The following is a 9375-nucleotide window of genomic DNA, read 5'->3' as shown; positions in this document are numbered from 1 at the left end:
TGAGCTAACCCATACTAATTACCCGTGAGGCTTAACCATACAACACCCAAGAAGTGTTCTAAGGCTTGTAGCAAATACCAAGCGAACTACTCAAATTCAGTGATAGTGACAAGCCAAGCGCAACATCACTACTCACGTCAGCTTTCCAAGATTGAAGAATTTGCCTGGCGGCCATAGCGCCGTGGAACCACCTGATCCCATGCCGAACTCAGAAGTGAAACGCGGTAGCGCCGATGGTAGTGTGGCATTCGCCATGCGAGAGTAGGACACTGCCAGGCACCCAATTAAACAGCGATGTGAAGACTCACATCACTGGCTGCGAGGATGACACCTCATAAGAAGCAGCAGAAGATTTAGCGAAAGCTAACCGAATGCGGAGCGGTAGTTCAGTCGGTTAGAATACCGGCCTGTCACGCCGGGGGTCGCGGGTTCGAGTCCCGTCCGCTCCGCCACTAATTTGAAGGCCTTCCCGATTGGGAAGGCCTTTTTGCTATGGGCGGTTTTGTCCATAAGACCCACAGGTTTGCATACCAGAACGAACACAAAGCCCAGTCTCACGACCGGGTTTTGATGTTTTAGCCTGCTGGTGAGCTGCCGACATCCCACCGCGATGGCAATACCTTCCCCTATTGGCGTTCTTGCTACTATTTCCACCTCTGTATCGCAGTACATCCCATCTTGGCCATATTGTTCCGCAGCGAACTGATAAAGCTTGAGGATTAAATCAGACCATCTTGCAACGGTACGTCATCGCTTCCGCTTGTTTGTTTAATCCCCTTGTTTATGGATTTATTCCATTAAAACAGTCTCTTATCAAGAATGAGCTGTTTTGTAGCAGGAATACCACACGAGATAAATGATAATCATTATTGTTTGAATGATCCGGTCGGGGTCGTTACAATGCGGGCTGATTAATAAAGTGCTTTTCAAATGAGCCTTTTCTAGCACTGCGTCTGGCCGGATGCCAGGGCGTTGTAATGAGTGAAGTAAGGGAATACGTCACCTTCCTACTAATAATGTTCAGGCTAAAACATGACAATTTTGAAACCGAACAAGCTTGCCTTGCTGATCTGCTCCCTTCTTACGACCCAGGCCTATGCTGCCGAACAAGAGGTGATGGTCGTCACCGCTTCCGGCTTCCAGCAGAAGATTGAAGACTCAGCTGCCTCCATCTCTGTGATTACCCGTGAGCAGCTGGAAAAGCGGGCATATCGCGATGTGACCGATGCCCTGAAGGATGTTCCCGGTGTTGTGGTGACCGGCGGTGGCAGCAGCAGTGATATCAGCATTCGTGGTATGGGGTCGAAATACACCCTGATGCTGGTTGATGGCAAGAAGGTGGATAGCCGTGGCACTCGTCCGAACAGCGATGGTCCGGGTATCGAGCAGGGCTGGCTGCCGCCACTGCAGGCGATTGAGCGCATTGAGGTCGTCCGTGGCCCTATGTCATCCCGTTATGGTTCCGATGCCATGGGGGGCGTGATTAACGTGATTACCCGCAAGACCACCGGCCTGGCTTGGCAGGGCTCGGTTCATGCTGATTCGACCTTCCAGGAGAACAAGGATGCTGGCAACAGTTTCCAGACCGATGCCTATACCGCAGGTTCACTGATCGATGGCGTGTTGGGGCTGCGTTTCAATGGTCAGCTCGCCCATCGTGGTGAAGACAAATTTATCCAGGGTTTTGCCGAGCAGGAGACTCGCAGTGGCACGGCGGTGCTCAGCTTCAAGCCTGATGATCATAACCGCTTCGATCTGGAAGCCAGTCGCAGTCTGCAGGATCGGGATCGCACGGCCGGCAATTCGCTGGCTGCCAAGGCGAAAGATAGCCTTAACCGATACGAGCGCACCAACTATGCGCTGACCCATGATGGCCAGTATGATTTCGGCTCTTCCAGCAGCTATTTGCAGCAGGAGACCAACACCAACCCGGCTCGCAAGATGGAGCTAACCAACACCATCGCCGATACCCATACCCAATTTATTCTGGGTGATCACTACCTGAGTATCGGTGGTCAGTATCGCTATGAGGATCTGCACGATCAGGGCAATACCCTGAAAGTGGCCAACCCTGCCGAGCAGCTGACCCGCTGGAGTTGGGCGATGTTTGTCGAGGATGAGTGGTCACTCACTGACAGCTTTGCCCTCACCGGTGGCGCACGCATGGATCGGGATCAGAATTACGGCTCTCACTGGAGCCCGCGCCTCTACGGAGTTTGGCATCTGGATGATAGCTGGACCTTGAAAGGGGGCGTATCAACCGGTTACCGCTCTCCTGACTTGCGGATGTCAGCGGCCAACTGGGGTCAGGTCACCGGTGGTGGTAGCCTGGATGGCATGCTGGTCGGTAATCCTGATCTCAAACCCGAGACCAGCGTGAGTGAAGAGATCGGCCTGCTGTGGAATGGCCATCAGGGCTTCAACGCCGGAGTGACCCTGTTCAACACCGACTTCAAGAACAAGATATCCGAAGTGCGTCGTTGCACCAGCAAGAGCGATCCCGCCTGTACCCTCAATGGTCACAGCTATGACTTCATCAGTGATCGGGTCAACGTCGACAAGGCGAACATGCGCGGTGTCGAGGGGATGATGGATTGGGCCATCAATGAGGATTGGTCGGTCAGCTCCAGCTACACCTTTACCCAGTCCGAGCAGAAGAGTGGTCCACTGGCGGGTCATGCCCTCAACCAGATGCCCCGCCATATGTTCAACGGCAGCGTAGACTGGCAGACCACCGAGGATCTCAGCCTCTGGTCACGGGTCAACTTCCGTGGCGAGACCTCCGAGTACCTGAGCCGGGTCAAGATGGCGGAGGGGACCCCTTCCTACACCTTCTTTGACATGGGCCTGGTCTACAAGGCCAACAAGCATCTGGATCTGACCGCCGGGGTCTACAACCTGTTCGACAAGACGGTGGATTACAGCAGCTATGGCACTGTGCTGGATGGTCGCCGCTACAACCTGGGCGTGACCTACAACTTCTGATAGGAAACCTCTCATGCGGCCGCCATCTTCCGATGGCGGCCGTTTTTATTGCGTGTCCGTCAGGGGACTATGCCTGATAGGCGGCGGCTTGCCAGGTATTGCGCCCCAGTCCCTTGGCCTGATACATGAGGGCGTCAGCCTGCCGTAGTAGCTGGTCGGCATCAGCCTCTCTCTCTGCGGCTACCCAGACTGCCCCGGTGCTGATGGAGAGGGTCACCTCACCGCTGCTGGTGTGCAGGGTTTGCCGGTTGCTCTCCAGGCAAATACGCTCGGCCCATTGCTCTGTCTCTGCCAGTGTGGCCAGCTTTTCCAGCAACAGATCCCCGATGCCATGACCAAAGCGGTCATTGGTCTCCTTGAAGTGATCCACATCGAACAGCAGTAGAGCACAGGGCTCCCTGCTTGCCAGCCGTTGCTCCATGGCGGGCATAAATGCCCGTCGGTTGAGCAGGCCGGTCAGGGGGTCGGTACTGGCCAGTTTCTCCAGTCTGGCGTTGGCGCGGCTCAACTCGGTGGTACGGCTGGCAACGGCGCGGCGCAATTGCACTATGTAGGCCACCATGATTAACACTCCGGCAAACAGTAGCCAGGGACCGAGATGGATGGGGTAGACGGTCTCAACATGCATCCATTTGCGGATGATCCGCTCCCGATCGCTCTCTTTGAGCTTGGCGAAGCCCTCTTCCAGCCGGTTTAACAGGGCAAGGTCGCCCTTTTTCACCGCAAAGCGGATCTGGTCGGTATAGAGGTGGCGAACCGGAATAAAGCGGGTGGGATCGTCCGAGGTATAGATGTAGAAGTTGGCGACCTGCAGATCGGCGATAAAGGCCTTCACTTCACCCTTGAAGGCCGCAGCCAGCAGGGTGTCATTGTCATTGAAGGTTTGCAGTCTGGTGCCGGGGAAGTAGCGTCTGGCGTAATACTCCTCGTAGCCACCGGCTACCACACCGACCGTTTCATGGAGCAGGTAGTAGTGGACATCGGTGCCGCGCAGTTCGCTCGAGAAGAAGAGTTGGGAGTCGAGCTGGGCGAGAGGCCGGCCATAGTCGAACAGTTTGTCCCGCTCCGGTGACCAGAGCAGTCCGGCGTGAACGTCCGCTTTCCCCTCATGGAGCAGGTCGAGGGAGCCTTGCCAGTCGACCAGCCTGAACTCGATCTTCTGGCCGGTGACCCTGGCATATTCACGCCACAAATCGATCAGCAGGCCATCCGGCTGGCCCGACTCATTGATATAGGAGAAGGGCTGCCAGGCTTTGGAGTTGGTAATGATGAGCGGCTCTTCCGGGGCTTTGGCCCAGGCTGGCAGGGCAAGGGCGAGTAGCAGGAGCCCCCATCCGATACTGACTATGACTCCTGTCCTGGAAGAGGCCATCCTTGCTCCAATCCGTTGCCGTATACCGTCCCGTGGTCACCGATTATCACCGTCTTTCTGATCGAAGAACAAGCGCTCAAATGATGAAGTTTACATGATGCAAATGGCGCCATGACAAGGCTGGCGGATAGAGTAACTACTTACAGCGGTAGGCTGATCCGCGCCTCCAGTCCCCCCTGTGGCCGATTGAGCAGGGTCAGCTCGCCGCCGTGCTGATGGACCAGGGTGCGGGCGATGGAGAGGCCCAACCCGACACTGCCGGACTCGGTGTTGCGCGCTTCATCGAGCCGCACGAAGGGTTTGAACACATCCTCGAGCCGCGCCGGATCGATCCCCGGCCCGTTATCGCAGACCCGGATCAACAGCTCCTCCTTGCGCCGCTCCAGCGACACTTCGGCGCTGCCGGCATATTTGATGGCGTTGCCGATCAGATTCTGCAGCACCCGGCGCAGGGTGTTGGCCCGACAGGCGTAGACCTCTTTGCCTTCCGCCAGACAGGTGACCGGCTGGCCGGTATCGGCATAGTCATCGCACAGGCTGACCAGCAGGCTGACCAGATCCAGCTCGCGGGTAGCCTCCTGCTGCCCCTCCTCGCGGGCAAAGCTGAGGGTTGCGGCCAGCATCTGCTCCATCTGTTGCAGGGTCTGCTGGATGCGCTCCTTGTCCTCGCCATCGGCCAGAAATTCGGTGCGCAGCCGCAGGCTGGTGATGGGGGTGCGCAGATCGTGGGAGATGGCCGCCAGCATCCGGGTTCTGTCCTGCACGAAGCGGTCGAGCCGGGTGTGCATCCGGTTGAAGGCCTGAATCGATTCGCGGATCTCGGTCGGCCCCTCCTCTTTCAAGGGCTCGATATCCTCGCCTCGCCCGAGCCGCTCCGCATTGCCTGCCAGCTGCTTGAGCGGGCGGGTGGCACGACGAAACAGCAGCACCATCAGCCCGATCACCAGACTGGCGACCAGCATCAGGTTGAGGGTGGTCTGCCACGACCAGCTGCCCGCCTCCTTGTCGACCAGCGAGCTGAACTGCAGCCAGCCCCCCTGCGGCAGTTCGATGGAGCCATAGAGCCGCATATCCCGCGGCGGGGGCGGCCCCTTGCGATCCCGCATCATGCGGGCATGATGTTCCCACGCCTTGCTGCGCTGAGTATCCTCTTTCAGCTCGGCGCTGATCTCGACCGTGAGGCCGGGGGGATAGTTGAGGCGCGAGCGCACCAGCTGCTCGAAGCGGGGGCTGCGGTTATCCGGTTGCAGCGGCTCGTCGGAGAGGCGCAGCAGCAGGGTCTCGCTGCGGCTCGCCTTGAGGATCTCGTCATAGAGGGACGGGGGGGAGAGGGAGAGCAGCCTGACCACCGAGATGATCCGCTGCATGGCGTTGCGGCTGTTGACGAAGCCGAGCGCCTCCTCCCGATCCGTGCGGTAGATCTGGATGCTGAGCAGCTGGATCAGGATCAACCCTGCCAGCGCCACCAGAATGATCTGGCCGGTCAGCCCCTTGGGCCACATCCGTGCCCACAGTCGTCGCAAGGTGCCCACTGCTTAAACCTGCGTCACGTCGGCGGAGAACATATAGCCGCCACCCCAGATGGTCTTGATCAGCTCCGGATTCTTGGGATCCCGCTCCAGCTTGCGGCGCAGCCGGCTCACCAGAGTATCGATGGCGCGATCGAAGGCTACCGCCTCGCGGCCACGGGCCAGATCCAGCAGTTGATCCCGGCTCAGCACTCGCTGCGGGCGTTCCAGAAACACCTTGAGCAGATCGAACTCGGCGGTGGAGAGGCTCAGGCCCACCCCATCCTCATCGACCAGCTCCCGGCGATTGACGTCGAGCAACCAGCGATCGAAGCGCAGATCCCGGGTCAGGGTTTCGGCGGCGGGTTGGGTCTCGGCCTGGGTGCGGCGCATCACCGCCTTGATGCGCGCCAGCAGCTCGCGCGGGTTGAAAGGCTTTGCCAGATAGTCGTCGGCCCCCATCTCCAATCCGATGATGCGGTCGGTCTCTTCCCCCATGGCAGTGAGCATGATGATGGGCAGGTTCGATTTGACCCGCAGCTCGCGGCAGAGGGTCAGACCATCTTCACCCGGCATCATCAGATCCAGCACCAGCAGGTCGAACTCCCGCTCCTCCAGCAGTCGCTTCATCTCCTTGCCATCCCGGGCACAGCTGACCCGCAGGCCGTGCTGTTCCAGAAAGCGTTTCAACAGATCGCGGATCTCGCTGTGATCGTCGACCACCAGAATGTGGGTGTTGCCCTGGTTCATGAATACCTCCCCTGCTTGGCGTTGGCACGAGTATACGAAAATCCGCCCGGCGGTTTGTGTCAAAGTGTGCCAGATCCGCACGATGCCACACTCTGCTACAAAAAAGGGCGATGCTGGCAAAGTTCAGACACCGATAGGGTGTTTACTTGAGGGCAAGGCAAGAGCGCCGAACCAGAATCATCCCTACAGGAGATAGACCATGAAAAAGCTGACCAAAACCCTGCTGACTGCCACCCTGATCCTTGGCCTGCCGCTGGGCGCCTATGCAGCCAGTGAAGCGGCCCCCACCGGCCAGCCCGGTGCCATGGTGGATTGCCCGATGGACGGTGGTGGCATGATGGGTGGCAAACACCACGGTGGTCGCCACGACAAGATGGCCCGCATGCAGAACATGACCCCGGAGCAGATCCAGGCCAACCTGCAGCAACGTTATGACCGCATTGAAGATCCTGCCAAGAAGGCGGAGTTCATCAAGAAGCTCAACGAGCGTGCCGCCGGCATGACCAAGCACGCCGAAGCAATGAAGCAGTTCGCCGAAGCGAACCAGTAACAGCGCCTGCTGTTATCAACCCAAGGGTGGCCGAGGCCACCCTTTTTTGCGCTTACTGCGTTGAGCAGCAGATTGGTTGAACGCTGGTGATTGCCAATAAAAGAGGGGAGCCCGGTGCTCCCCCTCTTGCTATCTGTACCGATGCGGGTGTTCAGCCCACTCCGCCGGACGAGCGAACTTAGCCCTGAGCCTTGTCGGTCAGGTCTACTTTCTTGACGGTTTCGCCTTCGAACTTGATGACCACGTTTTTCTTGGCGGCGTCGGTATCTTTCAGCAGGGTTGTGGTTGTCTCTGCCAGCAGCGGAGAAGCCTTCTTCAGGGCATCCAGATCATAGGTCCACACTTCCAGACCGGATTCAGTCTTGGTGGTGGCAGGAGCGCCCAGCTTCTCTTTGACTGCCTGCTTGTTGGAGCCGCCTTCCTTGATATCCAGTGCCTTTTTGATGGCTTCGTTGGATGCACTGTCCATGGCACCGGATACGGCAGTGCTGGCCGCATCCTTGACACTGCTGGTGACGCTGTCGGTCAGCGAATCCATCAGGCCGGCATTGGCAAACAGGGGCAGGGTGGTGAGGGCAACCAGCAAACTCTTTTTCATTTTCTACAGCTTCCATGGGTTCAATGAGGCGGCTATGAAATCAGCAAAGATATTGGGCGTCAAGTGAGGCATGCAATTAACATTTCTGTTAACTGGCTCTCATTTCTCACCAGCCGCAAACAGTTTTGGTATCTCCCGCACCAGCCAGCTTTTGGCCTTGCCCATGGTGTCTCGCCGCCAGGCCAGCACGACCTGGATCTGATGGCGATATTCGGGGCTGATCACCTTGAGTCGTCCGGCCCGGATGTCTTCCTCAATCCAGCTCTGTGGCATGGTGCCGACCCCGATCCCTGCCAGCAGGGCATCCCGTTTCTCCGTCATGGTGCTGACAGTGAGGCGCGGCTGCTTGTCCAGCAGGCGGTAGGTGAGCACCGGTTTGCGCAGGGCGGTATCGGCGACCGCGATGGCGCGGTAGCGGCGCAGGGTTTCGTCGGCCAAGGGTTCGGGCTCCTGATGCAGCGGATGATCGGGATGGGCGACATAGAGCATCACCTCCTCTTTCAGCACCTGATGCTTGATGCCGGTCATCATGATGTCCGGGTTGATGGAGGAGATCAGCAGATCGGCGCGACCATCTTCGAGACACTCCCAGCTACCCGCCAGCACCTCGGCCCGCAGCCGCAGTCGGGTATCGGTCTGTTCGGCCAGCTTCTCCACCAAGGGGTAGAGGGCCTGCACCGGGACCAGTGCATCGACGGCGACTGTGATGTCGGTCTCCCAGCCACGGGCCAGCGCCCGGGTCTCTCCCACCAGATGCTCGGCTGCCTCCAGCAGTACCCGGCCGCGCTCCAGCAGCATGCGCCCCGCCGGTGTGAACTTGGTGCGGTGGCCGCTGCGGTCAAACAGCATGGCATCCAGTTCATCCTCCAGCTTCTGCACCGTGTAGCTCAATGCCGAGGGGACCTTGCCCAGCTCGTCGGCCGCCGCCGCAAAGCTGCCGCGGCGGTCGATGGCGTCCAGCACCCGGATTGCCTCCAGGGTCAGCGCCCGCTCCTTGTTCGATTCCTTGGCCATTCCTCACCTTCAATTTTTTTGAATATGTTTGCCAGTTTATCTCGCTAACAAGTTAGGTCATGTCACTTTAATATTCAATCAACGCTTAGGCAGGAACGTCGAGCGGCCAAATATGCGGGTAGTTCCGTACTGTGACACACCAAATAGGTCTGTCTGACGTCGGTGAAAGAACAACACACTATTTGAATAACCTCTTGCATGGATGCATTGATTCTGGCCGAAAAGGCCTTGGCAATGACATATAAAACAAGAGAGTGAATGAACATGAAAAACGTAATCAAGATGCTGGCCGTTGCAGGCCTGATGACCACTGGTTTCGCCCAAGCTTCCGTACCGGCTGACTTCAATGCCATGCCCGGCGTGCTGTTTGTGAACTGGAACGCCACTGCCGCAATGGATGGCAAAGCCAATCCGATGCTGGAAGTGCGTGATGAGTCTGGCGATCTGCTGGCATCAGTCCACGCCAACCTGACTGGCACCCAGCAGGTGCGGATCCCGAGCCGTACCCAGGGCAACCTGACCGTCAGCCTGGCTGACCAGAGCAGCGAATACCGTATTCCGTTCGGCATCGGTAGCGGCAAACAGCGTTAATCAACCG

At 58.2% G+C, this 9375-nt stretch carries 8 protein-coding genes, 1 tRNA gene and 1 rRNA gene; 5 read left to right on the top strand and 5 right to left on the bottom strand.

The features are described 5' to 3' along the window. Positions 1-163 precede the first annotated feature (163 nt). From rrf to OKC42_RS08560, 3 genes are all read left to right on the top strand, one after another. Positions 164-278: ribosomal RNA gene (gene rrf / locus OKC42_RS08570) — 5S ribosomal RNA — on the top strand. A gap of 97 nt (positions 279-375) precedes the next feature. Further along, a tRNA-Asp gene (locus tag OKC42_RS08565) sits at positions 376-452 on the top strand. Positions 453-1032: 580 nt separating this feature from the next. Beyond that, complete coding sequence (locus OKC42_RS08560; RefSeq protein ID WP_201953069.1) at positions 1033-2985, top strand: ligand-gated channel protein; 1953 nt, start codon at positions 1033-1035, stop codon at positions 2983-2985. Between the two features lie 67 nt (positions 2986-3052). Here the strand turns inward: OKC42_RS08560 and OKC42_RS08555 are convergent, their stop codons facing one another. The 3 genes from OKC42_RS08555 to OKC42_RS08545 all read right to left on the bottom strand — a co-directional run bounded on the left by OKC42_RS08555 (position 3053) and on the right by OKC42_RS08545 (position 6615). After that, complete coding sequence (locus tag OKC42_RS08555) at positions 3053-4357, bottom strand: transporter substrate-binding domain-containing diguanylate cyclase (protein ID WP_270819484.1); 1305 nt, start codon at positions 4355-4357, stop codon at positions 3053-3055. Positions 4358-4497: 140 nt separating this feature from the next. Next, positions 4498-5859 carry an ATP-binding protein gene (locus tag OKC42_RS08550; RefSeq protein ID WP_021231762.1) on the bottom strand — a complete coding sequence of 454 codons (1362 nt, stop codon included), beginning with the start codon at positions 5857-5859 and terminating at the stop codon, positions 4498-4500. A 33-nt stretch (positions 5860-5892) separates the two neighbouring features. Next, entirely contained in the window at positions 5893-6615 is a 723-nt protein-coding gene (locus tag OKC42_RS08545; RefSeq protein ID WP_005336534.1) for a response regulator, read from the bottom strand. A gap of 199 nt (positions 6616-6814) precedes the next feature. On the opposite strand from OKC42_RS08545, the gene OKC42_RS08540 reads away from it, so the two are divergent. Next, positions 6815-7165, top strand: coding sequence for a hypothetical protein (locus tag OKC42_RS08540; protein WP_005355311.1), 351 nt, complete (start codon positions 6815-6817; stop codon positions 7163-7165). A 178-nt stretch (positions 7166-7343) separates the two neighbouring features. Here OKC42_RS08540 and OKC42_RS08535 read toward each other — a convergent pair whose 3' ends face one another. Both OKC42_RS08535 and OKC42_RS08530 read right to left on the bottom strand, forming a co-directional pair. Continuing rightward, positions 7344-7763, bottom strand: a complete 420-nt coding sequence (locus OKC42_RS08535) for a hypothetical protein (protein WP_270819483.1) — start codon at positions 7761-7763, stop codon at positions 7344-7346. Between the two features lie 99 nt (positions 7764-7862). Next, a complete protein-coding gene (locus OKC42_RS08530; protein WP_129503088.1) occupies positions 7863-8777 on the bottom strand; it encodes a LysR family transcriptional regulator in 915 nt (304 codons plus the stop codon). 258 nt (positions 8778-9035) lie between these two features. Between OKC42_RS08530 and OKC42_RS08525 the strand changes: the two genes are divergently transcribed. Next, positions 9036-9368 carry a hypothetical protein gene (locus OKC42_RS08525; RefSeq protein WP_013723379.1) on the top strand — a complete coding sequence of 111 codons (333 nt, stop codon included), beginning with the start codon at positions 9036-9038 and terminating at the stop codon, positions 9366-9368. Positions 9369-9375 lie beyond the last annotated feature (7 nt).

Origin of the sequence: Aeromonas sp. Y311-2, from assembly GCF_027706025.1 — a bacterium.
GTDB lineage: Bacteria > Pseudomonadota > Gammaproteobacteria > Enterobacterales > Aeromonadaceae > Aeromonas > Aeromonas veronii.
This window is presented reverse-complemented; position numbering and strand designations above follow the sequence as displayed.